Source organism: Streptomyces sp. NPDC028419 (assembly GCF_055565515.1).
On sequence record NZ_JBVHUE010000039.1, the window covers coordinates 1 to 20,395 of the forward strand.

Sequence of the window (20,395 nt, forward strand, 5' to 3'; positions counted from 1 at the left end):
GGGTTTCGGGGCCCGTGCTTCGAGCGCCGGCGAGGCTGGGTTTCGGGGCCCGTGCCTCGAGCGCCGGCGAGGCTGGGTTTCGGGGCCCGTGCCTCGAGCGCCGGCGAGGCTGGGTTTCGGGGCCCGTGCCTCAAACGCCGGCGAGGCTGGGTTTCGGAGCCTGCGCTTCGAGGGCCTGCGCCTCGAGCGCGAGGCGGGGCGGCCGGGTGCGGTGGGGTACGAAAAGGGGCAGAAGTGCATAATCTGGGGTGATGGGAGTTGACGCGCGACTGCGGGCCGTGGTGGGACTCGCGCAAGCCATGGCGGCCGCGCACGCACCGCGCGACAGCGTGCGCGCGGCGGCCCGGGGCGCACGGGTCGCGATGGACGGCTCCTTCGCCGCCATCTCCGCGTGGGAGCGCGAGCGCGGCCGCCTGCGCGTCCTCGTGAACGAGGGCGAGCTCCGCGACGGCGAGGAGGAGTTCCCCGCCGACGAGTCCTACCCCGTGCACGACTTCCCCGAGATCACCGAGTTCCTGCACGAGCGCTGGGTCGGCGGCGCCGGCCCGCACGCCTGGGTCGAGAGCGCCGTCGGCGACCGCCCCGGCCGCCGCGGCGAGGCGCTGCGCCGCCGCGGCCGCGGCACCTGCGTCGTCGCGCCCATCGTGCTCAGCGGCCGCGCCTGGGGCGAGCTGTACATCGCCCGCGACGAGGGGCTCCCGGACTTCGACGAGGACGACGCCGAGTTCGCGACCGTGCTCGCCGCCGTGGTGGCCGCCGGCCTCGCCCAGAACGAACGCCTCGAAGAGGCCCGCGCACTCGCCTTCACGGACCCCCTGACCGGCCTGGCCAACCGCCGGGCCGTCGACATGCGCCTCGACGAGGCGCTGGAGGAGCACCGCGGCAAGGGCGCCGTGGTCAGCCTGGTGGTCTGCGACCTCAACGGCCTCAAGCGGGTCAACGACACCCTGGGTCACGCCATGGGCGACCGGCTGCTGGAACGCTTCGGGTCGGTGCTGAGCCTGTGCGGGGCGATGCTGCCCGGGGCGCTGGTGGCGCGCCTCGGCGGGGACGAGTTCTGCCTGGTGAGCGTGGGCCCGACGGCCGACGAGGTGGTCCGGGTCACCGAGGAGCTGTGCCTGCGGGCCGCCGAGCTGGAGCTGGGGGAAGGGGTGGCCTGCGGGGTCGCCTCGACCGGGGACGACATCGGCCCGGTGAAGTCCTCGCGGCGCCTGTTCCGGCTGGCGGACGCGGCGCAGTACAAGGCCAAGGCGGCCCGGCTGCCCAAGCCGGTGGTCGCCGGTCGGGACACGGCCGTGATGCGGCTCGCCGACACCCCGCCGGCCGGTTCGGGCGAGCGCCGCCGCTTCCGCGGCAGGTGACCGCGCCGCGACCTAGTGACATGTTGGGATTCAGTCCGTAGGGTGCTGAATATGGATATGCACACTGTCGTGATGGGGACGTCCGGGACCACCGCCGAGGACGTCATCGCCGTCGCCCGCCAGGGCGCTCGCGTCGAGCTGTCCGCCGAGGCGGTCGACGCCCTCGCGCGTGCCCGCGCCATCGTGGACGCCCTCGCCGCCAAGCCCGAGCCCGTCTACGGGGTGTCCACGGGCTTCGGCGCGCTCGCCTCCCGGCACATCAGCCCCGAGCTGCGCGCCCAGCTCCAGCGCAACATCGTCCGCTCGCACGCCGCGGGCATGGGCCCGCGCGTCGAGCGCGAGGTGGTCCGCGCCCTGATGTTCCTGCGCCTGAAGACCGTCGCCTCCGGGCACACCGGGGTCCGTCCCGAGGTCGCCCAGACCATGGCCGACGTCCTGAACGCCGGGATCACCCCGGTCGTCCACGAGTACGGCTCCCTCGGCTGCTCCGGCGACCTCGCCCCGCTCTCGCACTGCGCGCTCACCCTGATGGGCGAAGGTGACGCGGAAGGTCCCGACGGCGTCGTGCGCCCCGCCGGCGAGCTGCTCGCCGAGGCCGGGATCACGCCCGTAGAGCTGCGCGAGAAGGAGGGCCTGGCCCTCCTCAACGGCACCGACGGCATGCTCGGCATGCTGGTCATGGCCATCGCCGACCTGAACAAGCTCTACACCTCGGCCGACATCACCGCCGCCCTCACCCTGGAGGCGCTGCTCGGCACGGAGAAGGTGCTCCAGCCCGAGCTGCACGCCATCCGCCCGCACCCCGGGCAGGGCGCCTCCGCCGCGAACATGGCCGCCGTGCTGAAGGGCTCCGGGCTCACCGGGCACTTCCAGGAGGAGTCGGCGCCGCGCGTGCAGGACGCGTACTCCGTGCGCTGCGCCCCGCAGGTCGCGGGCGCGGGCCGGGACACGATCACGCACGCCGCCCTGGTCGCCTCGCGCGAGCTGGCCGCCGCCGTCGACAACCCGGTCGTCCTGCCGGACGGGCGCGTGGAGTCCAACGGCAACTTCCACGGCGCGCCCGTCGCCTACGTGCTGGACTTCCTCGCCATCGTCGCCGCCGACCTCGGCTCGATCGCCGAGCGCCGCACCGACCGGCTGCTCGACAAGAACCGCTCGCACGGGCTGCCGCCCTTCCTCGCGGACGACGCCGGCGTCGACTCCGGCCTGATGATCGCCCAGTACACGCAGGCCGCCCTGGTCAGCGAGATGAAGCGGCTCGCCGTACCGGCCTCCGCCGACTCGATCCCGTCCTCCGCGATGCAGGAGGACCACGTCTCCATGGGCTGGTCCGCCGCCCGCAAGCTGCGCACCTCGATCGAGAACCTGAACCGGATCATCGCCATCGAGCTGTACGCCGCCACCCGCGCCATCGAGCTGCGCCACGGGCTGACCCCGGCCCCGGCCAGCCGGGCCGCGATCGCCGCCGCGCGGGCGGCCGGCGTCGAGGGTCCCGGGCCGGATCGTTTCCTCGCGCCCGACCTGGCGGCCGCGGACGCGTTCATCCGTTCGGGTGCTCTCCTGGAAGCCGTGGAACCGGTCACCGGCCCCCTCGCCTGAGTGACCTGACCGACCCGACCTGACCGTCGTACGTCAAGGGCCGCCCCTCGGGGCGGCCCTTCGGCGTAAGACGCCCTAGTCCTCCGTGCGGGCCCGGCGCACCGAGAAGGCGACGAAGCCGGCTCCGGCGGCGAGGCAGAGCGTGCCGCCGATCAGGTAGGGGCCGGTGTCCACGCTGCCGGTGTCCGCGAGCAGGAGCTGGGGCCGGGCCTCGGGCGCGGACCGGGAAGCGGAAGCCGCGGCCTCGTCCTCGTCCGGCAGACCCTCGCCGGCCTGCGCGTTCGCGTTCGCGGGGGTGCCCGGGGCGGCGTCGGAGGGGGTGGCGGAGGTGGCGCCCGCGTTGGGGACGAACCAGAGGGCGCCGAGCAGGGTGGTCGCCCCGAGGGCGGTGAGCAGCGGTCGACGTGCGGACACAGTTCGATCCCCCTTGTGGCAGCAGCGAATTGGCCGTGTGGGCAGATGCTAGTTAAAGGGGCGGGTCGTGGGAAACTCGGGGGTTCTTGAGCCTTACCCTCCGTCGTATGAATGCTTCTGAAGAATCACGGTACGTACGGCTTCGGGTTGATTTGGTGCTGGAGGTTCCGGATCCGGAGGCTCTCACCGGAGCCGCCCTCGCGCACATCAAGGCCGACGAGTTCATGCCCGACGAGGAGCGCGGGCACGCGGAGTCGGCGGTGCGCGAGGACGCGTCGGAGGCCCTGGCGTACCTCATCGACCCCACCGACCTGGTCGCGGAGATCCCCGGGGTCGAGCTGGCGCAGGCTTCCTGGAGCACCGAGCCGGTCGAATACGACCCCGAGTCGATGGAGTGGGACATCGACGAGGAAGATGGGGTATTCGACGAAGAGGACGACAACGCCTGACCGTGCGGTGGCCCACATTCGAACGGATGTGGAACCGGACCGGCACGTTAACGCGTTGTATGGATGAGGCAGGGTTTCTGGCAGGGGGGCTTGCCTCCCTGCCCTGCTGATGCTCGGTGATCCGGCAACGATGGAGTGGCGTGTGAGGACGGACAGCAAGCGGCGCAGGCGGGGCCTCGCGGCCGCAGCGGCGGTGCTCGGTGGGGTACTGGTGCTCTCGGCGTGCGGCGGCGGGGACGACAAGGCCGCCGGCAACGGCGACAAGACCAGCAAGTCCCAGGCGGACGTGGACGCGGCGGCCGCGAAGGACACGTCCAAGGCGCGAATAGTCATCGCGCCCAAGGACGGCGCCACCAACGTCGGTCTGAACAACGCCACCGTGACGGTGACCGAGGGAACGCTCACCAAGGTGGAGCTGAAGACCTCCGAGGGCGCCGCGGTCGAGGGCAAGATAGCCGCCGACGGCAAGAGCTGGAAGCCCGAGGGCGCGCTCAAGCGCTCCCAGAAGTACTCGCTGGCCGCGTCCGCGAAGGACACCGCGGGCAAGGAGGCGCACGAGAACGCCTCCTTCACCACGGTCTCGCCCGAGAACAGCTTCATCGGCTCGTTCACGCCGGAGGAAGGCGCGAAGGTCGGCGTGGGCATGCCGGTCTCCATCGACTTCAACAAGCCGATCAAGGACAAGAAGGCCGTCCAGGCCGCCATCAACGTCACCTCCAGCAGCGGCCAGGAAGTCGTCGGCCACTGGTTCGGCGACCAGCGCCTGGACTTCCGTCCGGACCAGTACTGGACCGCCAACTCCACCATCACGATGAAGATGAAGCTGGACGGGGTCCAGGGCGCCCCCGGCGTCGTCGGCGTGCAGGACCGCACCGCGACCTTCCAGATCGGCCGCAGCCAGGTCTCGACCGTCGACGTGAAGACGAAGAAGATGACCGTCACGCGCGACGGACAGGTCATCAAGACCATCCCGATCTCCGCCGGCTCCCCGGCGAACCCGACGTACAACGGCCAGATGGTGATCTCCGAGAAGTTCAAGGAGACCCGGATGGACGGTGCCACCGTCGGCTTCAAGGACGGCGACGGCAAGGGCGAGTACGACATCAAGGACGTCCCGCACGCGATGCGGCTGTCCACCTCCGGCACCTTCATCCACGGCAACTACTGGGGCGACGACTCCATCTTCGGCAGCGCCAACACCAGCCACGGCTGTGTCGGCCTGAACGACGCCAAGGGTGCCAACGACCCGGACCAGCCCGGTGCGTGGTTCTTCGACAACTCGCTCGTCGGCGACGTCGTGAACGTGGTCAACTCCCCGGACAAGACGATCAAGCCGGACAACGGCCTGAACGGCTGGAACCTCAGCTGGGCGGACTGGAAGGCCGGATCGGCCGTCTGAGCCGGCCGGCTGAACCGGACACCGCGAACGGCGGGGGAGCCCCAGGGGCTCCCCCGCCGTTCGCGTTCTCATCCGACTCTTATCCGCCACTTATCCAGCCATCACGGCCCGTGCCTAGCTTCGCCCCCATGTTCTTCACCTACCTCCGGCGCGAGCTGCGCCGCCGCAGGAAGGCGGCGCTCGTCGTCGCCTCCGGGCTCGCGCTGGGCATCGCCCTCGTCATCGTCGTGACCTCCGTGTCCGCGGGCATGGGGCAGGCGCAGGCCAAGGTCCTCCAGTCCCTCTACGGCCTCGGCACCGACATGACCGTCACCAAGGCACAGACCCCGCCGGGCGAGGGGGGCGCGCCGCAGCGCCAGCGCTTCAAGTTCGACGCCAAGGACGGCGCCGACGGCGCCGCCGGTGCCGAGCAGAGCCACGACATCGTGATGCCCCAGGGCTTCCAGACCCTGGACGCGACCACCGTCGCCGAGGTCTCCGGCCAGCGCGGGGTCGCCGACGCCGTCGGCGGCCTCAGCCTCCAGGTGATGAAGGTCAACGGGCAGTTCCGGCGCGGTGAGTTCAAGCGCACCGAGGGCGCCGGCCAGGGCGGCGCGCAGGGCGGTCGCAGCGCGGGAGGCCAGGGTGCCGGCGGCGCGGGCGGCTCCGTCCAGGGCGGCGGCGCCGACTTCGACGTCAACTCCTTCACCGTCTACGGCACCGACGTCACCAAGCCGGAGCTGGGTCCGCTGACCACCTCCAAGCTCACCTCCGGGCGCACCTTCCAGGCCGCCGAGACCAATGCGGCCGTGGCCGTGGTCGACAGCGCCTACGCCACGAAGAACAAGCTGGCCGTCGGCTCCGACGTCACCGTCAAGACCGCCACGTTCAAGGTCATCGGCATCGCGACGGCCGACAGCGGTGACGCGGCCGCCAACCTCTACGTCCCGCTGAGGCAGGCCCAGACCCTCGCCGAATCGCCGGACAAGATCACCACGGTCTACGTCCAGGCCAAGGACTCCCAGGCGATCGACTCGGTCAAGACGGCCATCCAGGCGAACGTCCCCGACACCACCGTCACCACCTCCGCGGACCTCGCCGACACCGTCTCGGGCTCGCTCTCCACGGCCTCCTCGCTCGCCTCGACCGTCGGCACCTGGCTCTCCTACACGGTCCTCGCCGCGGCCTTCCTCGTCGCCGGCCTGCTCACCTCCTCGGCCGTCAGCCGCCGGGTGCGCGAATTCGGCACCCTGAAGGCGCTCGGCTGGAAGAGCAGCCGCGTCACCGGCCAGGTCGCCGGCGAAGCCGTGGTCAACGGCCTCATCGGCGGCGCCCTCGGCATCGGGCTCGGGCTCGGCGCCGCCTACCTGATCACGGCCATCAGCCCCACCCTCACCGCGCAGCTCGGCGGCGGCGGTGGCGGCGGTGCGCGCGGCGGCCGGGCGGGCGGCTTCGGCGGCGGCGGCGGATTCGGCGGCGCCCGCCGCACCGCGGCCAAGGCCCTGGACGTCGCGCTCACCGCGCCCGTCTCCCTGTCCACCATCGGCCTCGCCGTCACCCTCGCGGTGGCGGGCGGCCTGATCGCGGGCGGCTTCGGCGGCTGGCGCGCGTCCCGGCTGCGCCCGGCGGACGCCCTGCGCCGCGTCGAGTAGGCCGGTCGGGCGGGCCCTGCCCCTGCACGGCCCGCCCGACCTCCCGGTCGACGACCGGCCCCGCGCACTGCCGAACGTACGAGAGGAACCCACGCACGATGTACCAACTCACCGGTGTCACCAAGAACTACCGGCGCGGCAAGGACACCGTCGCCGCGCTCGCCGGGGTCGACCTGACCATCGAGGACGGCGGCAGGCTCGTCATCCAGGGCCCCACCGGAGGCGGGAAGTCCACGCTGCTCCAGATGCTCGGCGGCCTCGACCGGCCCACCGCCGGCTCCGTCGTGCTGGACGGCCAGGACCTGGCGACCCTGTCGGAGGCCCGGCTGACGACGGTCCGGGCGCAGAACATCGGCTTCGTCTTCCAGTCCTTCAACCTCATCCCCACCCTCACCGCGCAGGAGAACGTCGAGACGGCGCTCGTCCCGCTCGGCCTCAAGGCGAAGGACCGGCGCGAACGGGCGGCCGAGGCGCTGGATTCGGTCGGCCTGGCCGAGCGCGCGGGCCACCTGCCCGGCGAGCTCTCCGGCGGCCAGCAGCAGCGCGTCGCCATCGCCCGGGCCCTGGTGAAGAAGCCGAAGGTGCTGCTCGCCGACGAGCCGACCGGCAACCTCGACGAGTCCACCCGGGACGAGGTGATGGACCTGCTGGAGGGGCTCTGGAAGGAACACGGCCTGACCTTCGTCATGGTCACCCACGACAGCGCGCTCGCGAAGCGGGCGCCGCGGCTGGCGACGATCCGGCGGGGCCGGGTCACGGTGACGGAAAACGTCTGAGCGCGGCGGAAAAGCCTTGGCGGCCGATCGCGGGCCGGAGCTACGGTCGCCGCATGACCGAACCCCTGCACGCACCCGGCCACGAACCCGCGCCGGCCGCCTCCGCCGCCCCCGTCGTCTTCACCCTCGCCGCACCGCCGACCGATGACGAAGTCGCCGGCTGGGTCGATCTGTTGGGCGCCGTGTACGCCGCCGACCTGCCCGGAGTACCCGCGCCCGGCCCGGTGGAGGTCGCCGGACGGCTGCGGGTCCCGTCGATCCGGGGGCGCTCCGTGCAGTGGGCGGTCCGCGGCGCGGACGGCGGGCTCGACGGGGCCGCGGCGCTCTTGCTGTTCACCGACGAGGGCAACACCCACGGCGCGTACCTGGACGTGCTCGCGGTCCGCCCGTCCGCCCGCGGCCGGGGTCTCGGGCGGGCCCTGTGGGAGGTGGTGCGCGCCGAACTCCTCGCGCAGGAGCGCACGTCGGTGGCCTCCAGCGTCGAACCGGGCACGCCGGCGGCCGAGCTCGCGGCGCGGATCGGCTTCGAGAACGTCCTGCCGATGGGCTGGCACGTGCAGCGGGTTCCCGCCGAGCCGGTCGCGGTCACCGAGGGCGACTCGGGCTACCGGCTGGTGAGTTGGAGCGGTGAGACCCCGGACGCCTGGGCCGAGGCCTCGGCCGTCGCGCACGGCGCGATGGAGGACGCGCCGATGGGGGAGTTGGACGAGCGGGCGCCGACCTGGACCGGGGAGCGGGTGCGCCAGGCGCAGCGGCTGGTCGTGGACCGGGGCGGGGTGATCCTCTCGGTGGCCGCGCTGACCGGGTCCGGCGAGATGGCGGCCTACACGGAGGTGGTGCTCGCCGATCCGGCGGACACCCGGGCCATGCAGTACGACACGGTCGTCGTCCCCACCCACCGGGGCCGGGGCCTCGGGCGGCTGGTCAAGCAGCGGATGCTGGCGGACGTGGCGGCGGCGTACCCCGGGGTGCGGGAGATCGCGACGACCGTCGCGGACGAGAACGGGCCGATGGTCGCCGTGAACGAGGCCCTGGGCTACCGCCGCGAGCGCGACGTGGCCCTGTTCCAGCTCAAGCTCTAGTTCCGGCTCACGCCGTGGCGGAGGGGGACGCGGGCGAGGAGGGGGACGACGACGGCGCGGGCGCGGCCCAGGAGCCGAGCAGGCGCAGCGCGTCCGCCGAGGCCGATCCCGGCTCCGCGTGGTAGGTGACCAGCGACTGCACCGGATTGTCCGGGAAGGTCAAGGTCTCGAAGGAGAGGGTGAGCGGCCCCACGACCGGGTGGCTCAGCTCCTTCGTGCCGTGCGACTTGTCGTGCACGGTGTGCTCCGCCCACAGCTGCCGGAACTCGGCGTTCTTCACGGAGAGTTCGCCGACGAGCGCGGACAGCTGCGGGTCGTCGGGGTACTGGCCCGCATACAGCCGCAGGTTGCTGACCACCTCGCAGGCCCGGCAGTCCCACGCGTCGTACAGCCGCGCGGTCGCCGGGTCGAGGAAGACCATCCGCACCAGGTTCCGTTCCTGGGGCGGCAGCGCGCCGAAGTCCCCGAAGACGGCCGCCGCCATCCTGTTCCAGCCCACGACGTCCTGGCGCCGGCCGAGGATGTAGGCCGGTACGCCGTCCAGCGCGTCCAGCAGCTGCAGCAGCTCCGGCCGGACCTTCTCGGGGCGGTGGCTCTGGCTCTGGCGGCGCTTGCGCGCCTTGGGCCGGGCCAGGTGCGTCAGGTGCGTGTACTGGGTGTCGTCCAGGCGCAGGGCGCGGGCGAGGGCGTCGAGGACCTCCGCCGACACGTTCTGGCCCTGGCCCTGCTCCAGCCGCGTGTAGTAGGCCACGGAGACCCCGGCCAGCTGGGCCAGCTCCTCGCGGCGCAGCCCCGGGACGCGGCGGTGGCGTCCGTAATCGGGCAGGCCCACGTCCTCCGGGCGCAGCCTCGCGCGGCGGGAGCGCAGGAACTCGCCGAGCTCGGTGCGCAGGTCGCTCCGCCGGTCGGGTCGCTGGTCGTCGGCCTGGTCCATCCCTCCAGTATCCCCGGGTCGGGGGGAGGGGGGAGGCCGGGAGCCTGACCCCGCCAGGGGTAGGTTCGCCAGTCCTAGCTCCGACAGGGGTCTGGGTGCGCGGCCGGATGAGAGGCATCGTTTCTGCGGTAACGCTTTCCGCTTTCCGATCCTCCGCTGTTCCCCGTCCAAGGAGCCCTTCCCGTGTCGCACCCCACCGCTGCCGTGTCCGCCCCCACCCGGGTCGCCGCCTACGCGGCCCCCTCGCCGAAGGCCCCGCTGGAGCGCACCACCGTGCCGCGCCGCCCGGTCGGCGAACACGACGTCCTCATCGAGATCAAGTACTCCGGGATCTGTCACTCGGACATCCACCAGGCCCGCGACGGCTGGGGCGAGGGAATCTTCCCGATGGTCCCGGGCCACGAGATCGCGGGCATCGTGACCGCGACCGGCGCCGGCGTGACGAAGTTCGCCGTCGGCGACCGGGTGGGCGTCGGCTGCTTCGTCGACTCCTGCGGCGAGTGCGCGAACTGCGTACAGGGCCAGGACCAGTTCTGCGAGCGCGGGGCCACGGGCACGTACAACGCGGTCGGCACCGACGGCGAGCCGACCTACGGCGGTTACTCCACCCACATCGTGGTCGCCGAGAGCCACACCCTGCGCATCCCGGACGGCATCGCCCTGGACGTGGCGGCGCCGCTGCTGTGCGCGGGCATCACCCTCTACTCGCCGCTCAAGCGCTGGGGCGCGGGCCCGGGCAAGAAGGTCGCCATCGTCGGCCTGGGCGGTCTCGGGCACATGGGCGTCAAGATCGCCGCGGCGCTGGGAGCCGAGGTGACCGTCCTGTCGCAGACCCTGCGCAAGAAGGCGGACGGGCTGGAGCTCGGCGCCGCGCACTTCCACGCGACGAACGACCCGGCGACCTTCACGGAGCTGGCCGGCACCTTCGACCTCATCGTCTCGACGGTCTCGGCCCCGCTGGACCTGGGCGCGTACCTCGGCCTGCTGAAGGTGGAGGGCGCGCTGGTGAACGTCGGCGCCCCCGAGGAGCCGGTCTCGCTCAACCTGTTCTCCGTCATCGGCGGCAACAAGACGCTGGCCGGTTCGATGATCGGCGGGATCCCGCAGACCCAGGAAATGCTGGACTTCTGCGCGGCGCACGGCCTGGGCGCGGAGATCGAGCTGATCGGCGCCGACCAGATCAACGAGGCGTACGGCCGGGTCGAGGCGAGCGACGTGCGCTACCGCTTCGTCATCGACGCGTCGACGATCTGACGTCGTAGATCGACGGGCGGCCCTCGCGAAGCTGGGGGAGGATGTCCTCAATGCCCCATTCAGTCGGGGCAGTCGAGGATGTGATGGACAGTGGTACTGCAGTGGACCGACGCGTTGGACGAGCTTCCGGAGACCGGCTCGGGGGTGTTGGGGGCGGTGGCCGGCCGCTACGCGAGGGGGCCGGGTTCGGACTTCTGGGTGGTGTTGCCGATGAGGTTCCTCGCACACCACGTGAGCGAGCCGGACGGCCGTGAATACCGTGATTGCTTCGTGGACCGGGGGGCCGTGATCCGCTTCCCCTACACGGGGGTCGGCCCGGACCCGGAGGGCGTCACCCACTGGGCCTACCTCCCCGCCCTTCCGGGCACGGCCTTCAACCACCTCGTGGGCCACACGGTGGCCCCCTCCCTCCAGGCGGCCTTCGGCCTCCTGTGAGCCACCGCGCGGCGGCGCCCCCGCCCGCCCCCGCGCCTCAATCGCCGGCGGGGCTGGGTTGGGCCACTGGTCCGGCCCCTTCCAGCCCGCCCGGCGTTTGAGGGCGCCCGCCGGTGGCGGGTTGTGGGGGAGGGGGCTGCGCTGGGCTCTCGGGCTCTGCCCGGACCCGCGCCTCAAACGCCGGCGGGGCTGGGTTGGGCCGCCCCATCTAGCCCGCCCGGCGTTTGAGGGCGCCCGCCGGGGGCGGGTTGTGGGGGAGGGGCTGGGCTGGGCTCTCGGGCTCTGCCCGGGCCCGCGCCTCAAACGCCGGCGGGGCTGGGGTGGGCCGCTGGGCCAGTCCCATCTAGCCTGCCCGGCGTTTGAGGGCGCCCGCGGGGAGTGAGGGTCAGGCGTTCGTCGACGGCGGCTTCGCCGTGCCGATCGGGCAGGAGACGCCCGTGCCGCCGATGCCGCAGTAGCCCGTGGGGTTCTTGTCCAGGTACTGCTGGTGGTACGGCTCCGCGGGCCAGAACGGGCGGTCCGCGGCCGGGAGGACGGCCGTGGTGATCGCGCCGTAGCGGGACGCGGTCAGCTCCTGCTGGTAGGCGTCGCGGGAGGCTTCCGCGACGGCCTGGTGGGCGGGGGAGTGGGTGTAGGCCGCGGAGCGGTACTGGGTACCCACGTCATTGCCCTGGCGGAAGCCCTGGGTCGGGTCGTGGTTCTCCCAGAACACCTTCAGCAGGGACTCGTACGGCAGCACGGCCGGGTCGAAGACGACGCGGACGACCTCCGTGTGGCCCGTGCCGCCCGAGCAGACCTCCTCGTACGACGGGTTCTGGGTGGAGCCGCCCTGGTAGCCGACCAGCGTGGTCCACACGCCCGGGGTCTGCCAGAAGATGCGCTCCGCGCCCCAGAAACAGCCCAGCCCGAAGTCCGCGACCTCCAGGTGGTCCGGGTAGGGACCGGCCAGCGGGTTGCCCAGCACCGTGTGGCGCGACGGAAGGTCGAACTGGGGGGTGGGGCGGCCCTTGAGGGCCTCCTCCGGGGTGGGGAGTTCGGGGCTGCGGCGGTAACTGAACACTGGGTCCTCCTCGGCGGCGGTCGCACAGGGGACAACAGGGCGGGGCGGGCCGGGATTCCCCCCACCTGGAAGGATCCGACCCGCCCCGCCCCCGGGCGAGCGCCCTCAGGCGCCCGGCGTCACCTGGCCCACGCTGTAGTCGCGCGCCTTCAGGTAGCGGGCCGCGGGGTCGCCCGAGTAGGTCCACGGCGCCGTGCCGATGTAGCCGTCGATGTGGTGGAACTGCTCGATCGCCTCCGGGTAGCGGTCCTGCCAGTACAGGAACCACGCCAGCATGTGCCGCAGGCGCAGCGCCCGCCGGTCGTCCGGGGCGGCCGCCGCGAGGTCCGCCAGCGCCGCCGTCGCGGCGGCCACGACCTCCGGCTCCTTGAAGTAGACGTCCGGGTCGAGGTCGTCCTCGTGCGTCTCCTGCTCGAAGTACGCGTACAGCGGCAGCAGGGTCAGCAGGTCGCCGGGCCCGCCGAGCGCGGCCGCCTCCCGCGCGTAGGCCATGGCCTCCTCGTGCGAGCCGTGCCACTTGGCGCACCAGTACTGGAGCGAGCGCACGTGCGCCGACAGGTTCTTCGGGTCCCGCTTGGTGATCTCCGCGGAGAGCGCGCGGTAGCGCTCGTTCGAGTAGCCGAGGCCCAGCGCGATCGGCTGCTCCAGGACGTACGGGGTGGGGTCCGCCGGGTCGGCGAGCGCCTGCGCCTCCTCGACGAGGACCTGCGCCTTGCGCTGGAGCTCGTGGAAGACGCGGAACTGCTCCCGCGAGGTCTGGTTGGCCCGCAGCGCGCCCCGCACGTTCGAGGCGACGGTGAGCGCCGAGTCCGCGTCGATCGCGGCGGCGGCCGGGTCGGCGGGCCGGGCCGCGCGCCAGGCGCGCAGCCAGGCGTCGTCCTCCGCGGCCTCCTCGCCGAGGACGTAGACGCGCGTGTAGCGCTCCTCCCAGTCCTGACCCGCGGCCTCGACCCAGGCCGCGCCCGCCTGCCAGTCGCCGGAGCGGACGGCGGCCAGGACGACGCCGTGCTCGGCGGGTACGGGCCCCGAGCGCTCGGTGTCGAGGCGGTCGGCCGGCAGGAAGCCCTGCGCGGTGGAGCGGGCCGCCGCGCGGGCGCCGATGGCCTCGACCTCGGCGGTCAGCCGCTTGGCCTTGCGGATGTAGTAGACGCCGCGCAGCACGTAGCCGGCGACGGCCAACAGGGCGAGCCCCAGCACGCCGAAGAAGATCATCATGCCTGTGCCAGCTTTCGCAGTGGTGCGGTGTCGCCCTGGTCGGCCACGGCCGCGTCCAGGGCGGTGTCCAGTTCGTCCCGGAAGCCTTCGCGGGAGTAGTCCAACGACGCCGAGTCCGACCACGACAGCTGCCAGCGGGCCGCGCCGCGGGCCGTCAGCTCCACCGTGACCAGCTGGTTCAGCGCGCGCCGCAGCCCCGGGCGGGCGAACTCGCGGGCGGCGCGACCGGTGGCCGCCGCCGCTTCCTCGGACTTCGGCAGCCGGTCCGCGACCCGCCACAGGGCGGCCGGGTCGGTGTCGATCAGGTCCAGGAAGTCGCCCAGGTCGCCCTGGGTCCCGGGGCGCTCGGCGGCCACGGCCGCGCGGATGTCCTCGGCGCCCTGGGCGACGTAGAGGCTCATGCTCTCGTGCACCAGGTCGGACCAGTCGGCGCGGCGCAGGCCCAGCGCCTCGGAGGTGAGGACCTCGTGCTCCAGCGCGGCGAAGGCGCCGCCCGCGGAGACCAGGACGTCCAGCGCGGGACGGGTGGCGGCGGCGCCGCGGCCGTCGTCCGGCAGGGCCTCGATCCGGGCCACCCGGTCCGCGATGGGCGGGTGCGAGTCGTAGGGGGAGGCGGGGCGCTCGGGCAGCTCCTCGCGCATCTCCGCCAGCTCCTCCTCGCGGGCGCTCAGCAGCTCGCCGAAGCCGCCGAAGACCTGGCCGGGGGCGGGCAGCAGGCCCGCGCCGACGCCGAGGGTGGCGTAGGAGTCCATGTAGAAGGTGTGCGCGGAGAGCAGCGCGGGCAGCTCGCGCAGCGCGGACGCGTAGGCGTCGCGGCCGGCGATCCGGGCCGCGGCGAGGTCGGCGGCGTACTCCTGGCGGCGGAAGCCGGAGAGGGTGGCCCGCATGAAGAAGGAACCGTAGGCGGTGTAGATCTTGGCCATCGAGCGGTACATGACGCCCGAACCGGCGGTGTTGACCTCCTTGGCCTTCTTCCCCTTGGCGATCCGCTTGCCGGCCTGCTTCTCCTGCTTGGCGCGTTCCTTGGCGACCGTGTTGTCCGCCCGCTCGTGGAAGTGCGCGATGGTCCGGCCGATCTGGGCCTTGCCGCGCACGATCAGCGGGGTGAAGCGGGTGTCGGCGTTGCTGTAGTGGCCGAGCTCGTGCGCCAGGACGGCGCGCAGCTGCATCTCGTCGAGCCCCGTCATCAGCGGCAGGCCGATGTACATGCGGCGCGGGCCGGGCAGCAGGCCGAGCAGCCGGGGGTCCTCGCTGACGGCCGCGTTGACCTCGTCGGTCAGCACGATCTCGTCCGGTGCGCGGGTGCCGACGGCGGCGGCCAGCTCGCGGACCATGGCCCACAAGTGCGGTTCCTGCTGCTCGGTGGGGCGCAGGCCCGCCATGGGCTCGGCCTTGGGCGTGCGGAGCATGAACATGCCGCGCACGACCGGGAAGGCGAGGACCAGGCTGACGATGACGAGCTTGGCGACGACCGGGCCGTGTCCGCCCGAGGCGATCACGGCGTAGTCGATGCCCGCCAGGACGGCGAGCAGCACGAAGCCGAGCAGATAGAAGCCGGACAGGAGTACGAGCGCGCGCAATGCGCGCAGCGAAGCGCCCATTTGGAAGGATCCCCCCACGGGATGTGACGTGTGGGTCACGTGATGTGACCTGTGTGTGCGAGGCGGTCGTCGCGGGTGCGCAGGAGTCGGCGCGGGCACCGCGGGCGCCTCAAGAGAGAGCAAAGTATGCAGGGTCCGTCGGCCGCGGGGCGGCGTCGGGGTACCCCTGGGGTCCCACGGGCCTCTGGGGCCTCTAGGGCCTCAGGCCCTTCAGGCCCCCAAGACCCCTAGGGCATCGGGCCGCTCAGGCCCGTGAGCCGTACGCCGCGCGCCCGCGCGCGTGGTCGAAGGCGGCCGACGCGCCCGCGTCGTCCTGGGACCAGGGGGCGGCGCCGCAGTAGGGGCCGATCCGCCGGAACTGCTCCAGCGCCTCCCGGTCCATCCCCGCGGCCAGCAGGTGGTGGGCGAGCTTGTGGCGCAGTCGCGCCAGGCCCTCGCGGGTCTCCGGCACGGTGTCCAGGCGCCGGGCCACGTCCTCCAGCCGGGCCTTGACGTGCTTGTCCGCCCGGGTCCCGCGCAGCCCGCCGCGCTTCTCGACCTCGTCGAGGGCGTGCAGGTACAGCCCCGCCAGGGTGCTGCCGGCGGGGGAGGTCCCGACGGCGCGCACGGCGAAGTCGAACATCAGCGTGTCGGAGCCGAACCACTTGTCGCACCAGTACTGCAACGCCTGCCAGTGCGCGGGCCCGTGGTGCGGGGCGCGCAGCTGGAGGTTGCGCCACAGCTCGGCGAACTGGCTGTGCGAGTACTGCATCCCGCGCGCCGCCGTGACCATCACGACCCAGGGGCCCGGGTCGTGCGGGGCGCGGTCCGCGGCCTGCTGGGCCGCGGCCATGGCGGCCGGGAGCAGCTCCTTGAACTGCCGCATCCGCTCGGCCGGGACCTTGTTCGCGTACTCGGTGCCGCGGATCTCCCAGGCGCGGTGCAGGAGCACCTGGGCGTACACCGTGCCCGCGTCGCCGTTGTCGGGCTGGGCGCCGCGCCAGTCGTTCAGCCAGCGGTCGTCGCTCTCGGCGATCTGGATGAGCAGCTCGATCCGCGACCACCGCTCGTCCCAGTCCCGCCCGGCGGCCTCGCAGTACGCGGCGGCCACCCGCCAGTCCCCGTCCCAGGCCGCGTCGGCGACCTCCTGGGCCCGCGCCCGCGCGTCGGGATCGAGGACGGGGCCGCCGCGGCTGGGGTCGAGCTGCTCGCGGGGGACGAGGCCGAAGGCGGCCGGGTCGTACTGCGTGCGTATCCAGCGCTCGGCCCGCGGGCCGGCCGGCTTGCCCTTGGTGCGGGCGAGGTACACGACGACACCGAGCGGGACGAGGAGCATGAGGAGGACGAGTACGAGGTTCACGGCCGGATCATGCGGCCTGAACTGCGCTTATAGCAACCTTATAAGCGCAGGTGGATCCGGTGCGGGTCAGCGCGGCAGGGTCGACGGGGAGCCGCCGTTCGCCTCGTAGCCCGCCACGGCCAGCGCCCGGTAGACCGCGTACTGCGCCGCCGGATCCGCGTTGTGCGACCACGGCAGGGCGCCAACGTACCCGTCGACGTGCCGCACTTGCTCCATCGCCTCGGCCCACCGCTCGCCGTTGACCAGGAACAGGATCAGCAGGTGACGGACGTGCGCCAGCATCGGATCGTCGGCGCGGGCCGAGTGCACGGCGTACAGGGCGCCCTCCACGGCCCGGGTGACCACGGCGCTCTGGTAGAAGCTCTGCACGGTCGTGAACTCCGGCAGGTGCTCGTACACCGCGAACAGCGGCAGCGCGGCGAGCAGCGAGCCCTGCGGGGCGCGCGCGGCCGCGGCGTGCGTGAAGGCGTCGGCCTTCTCGCGGGAGCCGTGCCACTTCTCGCACCAGTAGTGCAGCGCCGCCAGGTGCGCGCCCATGTGCTGCGGCGCCCGGTCGATGATCTTCGCCCACAGGGCGTCGAACTCGGCCTCGGAATAACCCAGTCCACGGGCGACGGCCAACTCGGTGATGTAGGGGACGGGGTCGCCGGGGGCCAGCGGCGCGCTGCCGGCGATCGCCGTACGGGCCTCCTCCAGGATGATCCTGTGGTCCGTCGAACCCACGCCGCCCGACTGCCGCCACGCCTGCTGGACCAGCAGCTCGGCGTGCACCTGCGCGCCGCCCGCGTCCTTCGGGGCCTCCAGCCGCCACGCCTTCAACCACGGCGCACCGATGCCCGGCCGCTGCGCCAGGTCCAGCGCGGCCGCCCCGGCGAAGGCCTGCACGCGCTGCCAGCGCACCTCGCCGTCGCGCGGGGTGCCCGCGAGCAGCATGGACGCCGCCTGCCACTGGCCGCTGCGCTCGACGTTGCCGAGGGCGTCCATCAGGTCCTGGTCGGGTCCGGGGATCCGGATGTCGAGCTCCTCCTGCCGGGCGAAGCCGTATTCGGCGGGGTCGGCGGCGTCGGGGTTGCCGGCCGCGACGAGGCGGACGCCGGAGCGCCGGCGCCGCACGTACGGCCCGACGACGGCGATGAGCATGCCGATCGCGATCAGGAACCACAGAATCTCCATGCACCCAAGCGAACCAGACGCACGCCTCCGGACGCGAATGAGGGGTGCCCCCGGCCACCAGCCGGTTCACCCCGAACAGCGCTTAGGCTCTGCTCATGAGCGACGACAGCCACGAGCACCAGAGCTTCGAAACCCGTGCCATCCACGCGGGGAACAAGGCGGACCCCCTGACCGGCGCGGTCGTGCCCCCGATCTACCAGGTCTCCACGTACAAGCAGGACGGCGTCGGCGGCCTGCGCGGCGGCTACGAGTACAGCCGCAGCGCGAACCCGACCCGTACCGCGCTGGAGGAGAACCTGGCGGCGCTGGAGGGCGGCAGCCGCGGCCTGGCCTTCGCCTCGGGCCTGGCGGCCGAGGACTGCCTGCTGCGCACGCTGCTCTCGCCGGGCGACCACGTGGTCATCCCGAACGACGCGTACGGCGGCACCTTCCGCCTCTTCGCCAAGGTCGTCTCCCGCTGGGGCGTCGACTGGTCGGTGGCCGACACCTCCGACGCGGCGGCGGTCCAGGCGGCCATCACCCCGAAGACCAAGGTCATCTGGGTCGAGACCCCCTCCAACCCGCTCCTCGGCATCACGGACATCGCGATGATCGCCGGCATCGCGCGGGCGGCGGGCGCCAAGCTCGTCGTGGACAACACCTTCGCGTCCCCCTACCTCCAGCAGCCCCTCGCGCTCGGCGCGGACGTGGTCCTGCACTCCCTCACCAAGTACATGGGCGGCCACTCGGACGTCGTCGGCGGTGCGCTGATCACGGCCGACGCCGCCCTCGGCGAGGAACTGGCCTACCACCAGAACGCGATGGGCGCGGTGGCCGGTCCGTTCGACTCCTGGATCGTGCTGCGCGGCATCAAGACGCTGGCCGTCCGCATGGACCGGCACTCGGAGAACGCCACGCGCGTCGCCGACATGCTGACCCGCCACGCGAAGGTCTCCAAGGTCCTGTACCCGGGCCTGCCGGACCACCCGGGCCACGAGATCGCCGCGAAGCAGATGAAGTCCTTCGGCGGCATGATCTCCTTCCAGGTCGTCGGCGGCGAGGAGGCGGCGGTCGAGGTCTGCAACCGCGCCAAGCTCTTCACCCTGGGCGAGTCCCTGGGCGGCGTCGAGTCCCTGATCGAGCACCCGGGCCGGATGACCCACGCCTCGGTGGTGGGCTCGGCCCTGGAGGTCCCGGGCGACCTGGTCCGGCTGTCGGTGGGCATCGAGGCCGCCGACGACCTGATCGCGGACCTGACCCAGGCGCTCGGCTAACCACCGACCGGGAGACGGTCGCCAGGTGGTACCACGACGGACGTGGCTACCAGCCCCGCAGGGGCGGGGCCACGTCCGTCGGCGGTATCTCCCACGGGTGCGCGAGCGAGGCCCACACCGCGAAGGCGACCGCCAGCGCGAACACCACGGCCCACCCCGAGCGGCGCAGCGCCCGGCGCCGCCGCAGCAGCCGCGTGCCGCGGGCGGCGGCGACGGCCGCGAGGTCCACCGGCACCACCGGGTGCGGGCCCTCCAGCAGCCGCCGGACCTCGGCCTCCTTGCGGTCGGGCGCGCCCATCACGCGACCCGCCCGGGCGGCGGCGGACCCGCTGCGGCGGCCGCCCGCAGTGCGGTCATCGCACGGTGGCACACCGCCCGCACCCGGTCCGCGGGGATCCCGAGCAGCGCGGCCGTCTGTTCCTCGGCCACGCCCTCGTACACCCGCAGGACCACGACGAGACGTTCCTGCGGACTCAGCCGGGCGAGCACCCCCGCGTCCGGCCGCGGGCGCCCGTGATGGCGCCAGGCGGAGCGGGCGAAGGCGGCGCACAGTTCGGCGCGGGTGGCGGCGTACGGGTCGTCCCCGCGCAGCCGCCGCCAGTCCGCGAACGTACGCGCCAACGCGCCCGACAGCAGCCGCCGGGCCAGCGGCGCCGCGCCCTGCGGCTCGGCGGTCAGCAGGACGGCGACGTGCAGGAGCCGGCCCGCCGCACCCGCGACGAAGGCCTCGAACTCCGGATGGGAGCGCGTGCGGGAGGCGGGGAGTCCGGCGAACTCCCCGCGTCCGTCAGCCGATTGGTGGTCCACAACCCACATAGTGCGGGCAGTCGGACCACCCTGGTCAAGAGGTCGGACCGCCCTCGGCGACCGCCGCCATGAGTTCTGACAGCGAGAGGTTGAAACGGGTGAGGAGCGAGGTGAAGGCCTCGCGCTCCTGCGGCGACCAGCCCTCCGTGACCCGGGACATCAGCTCGCGCCGCGAGGAGCGGACCTCCTCCAGCCGCGCCAGCCCGCGCGGGGACAGCGCGAGGACCACCGCGCGCCCGTCCTCCGGGTGCGAGGTGCGCTTGACCAGGCCCGTGTCGACCAGCGGCGCGACCTGGCGGGTCACGGTGGAGGAGTCGATGCCCATGCCGCTCGCGAGCGCCTTGACCCCCATCGGGCCTTCCAGGTCGAGGCGGTTCAGCAGCAGGTACGCGGCGCGGTCCATCGAGTTGCGGGCCTGGCCGACCCCGCCGAGGCGGGTCTGCTCCGCCCGCCGGGCGAAGACCGCCACCTGATGCTGGAGCGCGTCCAGGAGACCCGCCCCGGCGGGCGCGTCCGGCGCCGCCGGGAGGTCGGAATTGGCCGGAGTGGAAGGCATGGCCGTGGGCTCTCTTCGCATGGGGGCCGACAAGGATGGGGGACAGAGTACGCGGCT

20 protein-coding genes are annotated in these 20,395 nt (G+C 73.1%); 10 read left to right on the forward strand and 10 right to left on the reverse strand.

The genetic code is table 11. The features are described from left to right. The first annotated feature begins 251 nt into the window (after positions 1-251). Together ACZ4UB_RS33465 and hutH are read left to right on the forward strand one after the other, a co-directional pair. Positions 252-1,361, forward strand: coding sequence for a GGDEF domain-containing protein (locus ACZ4UB_RS33465; protein WP_354379755.1), 1,110 nt, complete (start codon positions 252-254; stop codon positions 1,359-1,361). A 57-nt stretch (positions 1,362-1,418) separates the two neighbouring features. Next, a complete protein-coding gene (hutH, locus tag ACZ4UB_RS33470) occupies positions 1,419-2,960 on the forward strand; it encodes a histidine ammonia-lyase (RefSeq protein WP_354379902.1) in 1,542 nt (513 codons plus the stop codon). 75 nt (positions 2,961-3,035) lie between these two features. Here hutH and ACZ4UB_RS33475 read toward each other — a convergent pair whose 3' ends face one another. Beyond that, a complete protein-coding gene (locus tag ACZ4UB_RS33475; protein ID WP_468076112.1) occupies positions 3,036-3,374 on the reverse strand; it encodes a hypothetical protein in 339 nt (112 codons plus the stop codon). A 107-nt stretch (positions 3,375-3,481) separates the two neighbouring features. On the opposite strand from ACZ4UB_RS33475, the gene ACZ4UB_RS33480 reads away from it, so the two are divergent. The 5 genes from ACZ4UB_RS33480 (at position 3,482) to ACZ4UB_RS33500 (ending at position 8,711) form a co-directional block, all read left to right on the forward strand. Beyond that, entirely contained in the window at positions 3,482-3,823 is a 342-nt protein-coding gene (locus ACZ4UB_RS33480; protein WP_468076114.1) for a hypothetical protein, read from the forward strand. 130 nt (positions 3,824-3,953) lie between these two features. Beyond that, entirely contained in the window at positions 3,954-5,222 is a 1,269-nt protein-coding gene (locus ACZ4UB_RS33485; RefSeq protein WP_468076116.1) for a L,D-transpeptidase, read from the forward strand. A 128-nt stretch (positions 5,223-5,350) separates the two neighbouring features. Then, positions 5,351-6,853, forward strand: coding sequence for an ABC transporter permease (locus ACZ4UB_RS33490; RefSeq protein ID WP_468076118.1), 1,503 nt, complete (start codon positions 5,351-5,353; stop codon positions 6,851-6,853). Between the two features lie 98 nt (positions 6,854-6,951). Next, on the forward strand, positions 6,952-7,629 hold the full coding sequence (locus tag ACZ4UB_RS33495) for an ABC transporter ATP-binding protein (protein ID WP_468076120.1): 678 nt from the start codon (positions 6,952-6,954) through the stop codon (positions 7,627-7,629). A gap of 53 nt (positions 7,630-7,682) precedes the next feature. Next, positions 7,683-8,711 (forward strand): GNAT family N-acetyltransferase, encoded by a 1,029-nt coding sequence (locus tag ACZ4UB_RS33500; protein ID WP_468076122.1) that lies wholly within the window; start codon positions 7,683-7,685, stop codon positions 8,709-8,711. A 7-nt stretch (positions 8,712-8,718) separates the two neighbouring features. On the opposite strand, the gene ACZ4UB_RS33505 is transcribed toward ACZ4UB_RS33500, so the two are convergent. After that, entirely contained in the window at positions 8,719-9,645 is a 927-nt protein-coding gene (locus ACZ4UB_RS33505; protein WP_468076124.1) for a helix-turn-helix domain-containing protein, read from the reverse strand. A gap of 183 nt (positions 9,646-9,828) precedes the next feature. Between ACZ4UB_RS33505 and ACZ4UB_RS33510 the strand changes: the two genes are divergently transcribed. Then, positions 9,829-10,899: an NAD(P)-dependent alcohol dehydrogenase gene (locus tag ACZ4UB_RS33510; RefSeq protein WP_467965978.1), complete on the forward strand. Its 1,071-nt coding sequence runs from the start codon at positions 9,829-9,831 to the stop codon at positions 10,897-10,899. A 90-nt stretch (positions 10,900-10,989) separates the two neighbouring features. Beyond that, complete coding sequence (locus ACZ4UB_RS33515; protein WP_468076126.1) at positions 10,990-11,334, forward strand: AQJ64_40280 family protein; 345 nt, start codon at positions 10,990-10,992, stop codon at positions 11,332-11,334. 385 nt (positions 11,335-11,719) lie between these two features. On the opposite strand, the gene msrA is transcribed toward ACZ4UB_RS33515, so the two are convergent. The 5 genes from msrA to ACZ4UB_RS33540 all read right to left on the reverse strand — a co-directional run bounded on the left by msrA (position 11,720) and on the right by ACZ4UB_RS33540 (position 17,722). Further along, complete coding sequence (gene msrA / locus ACZ4UB_RS33520) at positions 11,720-12,394, reverse strand: peptide-methionine (S)-S-oxide reductase MsrA (protein WP_468076128.1); 675 nt, start codon at positions 12,392-12,394, stop codon at positions 11,720-11,722. A 105-nt stretch (positions 12,395-12,499) separates the two neighbouring features. After that, a complete protein-coding gene (locus tag ACZ4UB_RS33525) occupies positions 12,500-13,609 on the reverse strand; it encodes a hypothetical protein (protein ID WP_468076130.1) in 1,110 nt (369 codons plus the stop codon). Then, on the reverse strand, positions 13,606-15,210 hold the full coding sequence (locus ACZ4UB_RS33530; protein WP_468076132.1) for a M48 family metalloprotease: 1,605 nt from the start codon (positions 15,208-15,210) through the stop codon (positions 13,606-13,608). The genes ACZ4UB_RS33525 and ACZ4UB_RS33530 overlap by 4 nt, the downstream gene beginning before the upstream one ends. Before the next feature lie 244 nt (positions 15,211-15,454). After that, positions 15,455-16,549 (reverse strand): hypothetical protein, encoded by a 1,095-nt coding sequence (locus ACZ4UB_RS33535; protein WP_468076134.1) that lies wholly within the window; start codon positions 16,547-16,549, stop codon positions 15,455-15,457. 66 nt (positions 16,550-16,615) lie between these two features. Further along, positions 16,616-17,722 (reverse strand): hypothetical protein, encoded by a 1,107-nt coding sequence (locus ACZ4UB_RS33540; protein ID WP_468076136.1) that lies wholly within the window; start codon positions 17,720-17,722, stop codon positions 16,616-16,618. Between the two features lie 95 nt (positions 17,723-17,817). On the opposite strand from ACZ4UB_RS33540, the gene ACZ4UB_RS33545 reads away from it, so the two are divergent. Continuing rightward, the gene (locus ACZ4UB_RS33545; RefSeq protein ID WP_354379740.1) at positions 17,818-18,975 is read left to right on the forward strand and encodes a cystathionine gamma-synthase; all 1,158 of its coding nucleotides are present in this window, start codon (positions 17,818-17,820) and stop codon (positions 18,973-18,975) included. 46 nt (positions 18,976-19,021) lie between these two features. Here the strand turns inward: ACZ4UB_RS33545 and ACZ4UB_RS33550 are convergent, their stop codons facing one another. From ACZ4UB_RS33550 to ACZ4UB_RS33560, 3 genes are read right to left on the reverse strand one after another with little or no spacing between them, the layout of a single operon-like run. Beyond that, positions 19,022-19,273 (reverse strand): hypothetical protein, encoded by a 252-nt coding sequence (locus ACZ4UB_RS33550; protein WP_468076138.1) that lies wholly within the window; start codon positions 19,271-19,273, stop codon positions 19,022-19,024. Then, on the reverse strand, positions 19,273-19,782 hold the full coding sequence (locus ACZ4UB_RS33555; RefSeq protein ID WP_468076140.1) for a sigma factor-like helix-turn-helix DNA-binding protein: 510 nt from the start codon (positions 19,780-19,782) through the stop codon (positions 19,273-19,275). The genes ACZ4UB_RS33550 and ACZ4UB_RS33555 overlap by 1 nt, the downstream gene beginning before the upstream one ends. 34 nt (positions 19,783-19,816) lie before the next feature. Next, entirely contained in the window at positions 19,817-20,338 is a 522-nt protein-coding gene (locus tag ACZ4UB_RS33560; protein ID WP_354379737.1) for a MarR family winged helix-turn-helix transcriptional regulator, read from the reverse strand. Between the last annotated feature and the right edge of the window lie 57 nt (positions 20,339-20,395).

Excerpts from the sequence above, each read along its gene's own strand:
- ACZ4UB_RS33465 (WP_354379755.1), top strand. The coding sequence starts at position 252 with ATGGGAGTTGACGCGCGACTGCGGGCCGTGGTGGGACTCGCGCAAGCC.
- hutH (WP_354379902.1), top strand. The coding sequence starts at position 1,419 with ATGCACACTGTCGTGATGGGGACGTCCGGGACCACCGCCGAGGACGTC.
- ACZ4UB_RS33480 (WP_468076114.1), top strand. The coding sequence starts at position 3,482 with ATGAATGCTTCTGAAGAATCACGGTACGTACGGCTTCGGGTTGATTTG.
- ACZ4UB_RS33485 (WP_468076116.1), top strand. The coding sequence starts at position 3,954 with ATGGAGTGGCGTGTGAGGACGGACAGCAAGCGGCGCAGGCGGGGCCTC.
- ACZ4UB_RS33490 (WP_468076118.1), top strand. The coding sequence starts at position 5,351 with ATGTTCTTCACCTACCTCCGGCGCGAGCTGCGCCGCCGCAGGAAGGCG.
- ACZ4UB_RS33495 (WP_468076120.1), top strand. The coding sequence starts at position 6,952 with ATGTACCAACTCACCGGTGTCACCAAGAACTACCGGCGCGGCAAGGAC.
- ACZ4UB_RS33500 (WP_468076122.1), top strand. The coding sequence starts at position 7,683 with ATGACCGAACCCCTGCACGCACCCGGCCACGAACCCGCGCCGGCCGCC.
- ACZ4UB_RS33505 (WP_468076124.1), bottom strand. The coding sequence starts at position 9,645 with ATGGACCAGGCCGACGACCAGCGACCCGACCGGCGGAGCGACCTGCGC.
- ACZ4UB_RS33525 (WP_468076130.1), bottom strand. The coding sequence starts at position 13,609 with ATGATGATCTTCTTCGGCGTGCTGGGGCTCGCCCTGTTGGCCGTCGCC.
- ACZ4UB_RS33530 (WP_468076132.1), bottom strand. The coding sequence starts at position 15,210 with ATGGGCGCTTCGCTGCGCGCATTGCGCGCGCTCGTACTCCTGTCCGGC.
- ACZ4UB_RS33540 (WP_468076136.1), bottom strand. The coding sequence starts at position 17,722 with ATGGAGATTCTGTGGTTCCTGATCGCGATCGGCATGCTCATCGCCGTC.
- ACZ4UB_RS33545 (WP_354379740.1), top strand. The coding sequence starts at position 17,818 with ATGAGCGACGACAGCCACGAGCACCAGAGCTTCGAAACCCGTGCCATC.
- ACZ4UB_RS33550 (WP_468076138.1), bottom strand. The coding sequence starts at position 19,273 with ATGGGCGCGCCCGACCGCAAGGAGGCCGAGGTCCGGCGGCTGCTGGAG.
- ACZ4UB_RS33560 (WP_354379737.1), bottom strand. The coding sequence starts at position 20,338 with ATGCCTTCCACTCCGGCCAATTCCGACCTCCCGGCGGCGCCGGACGCG.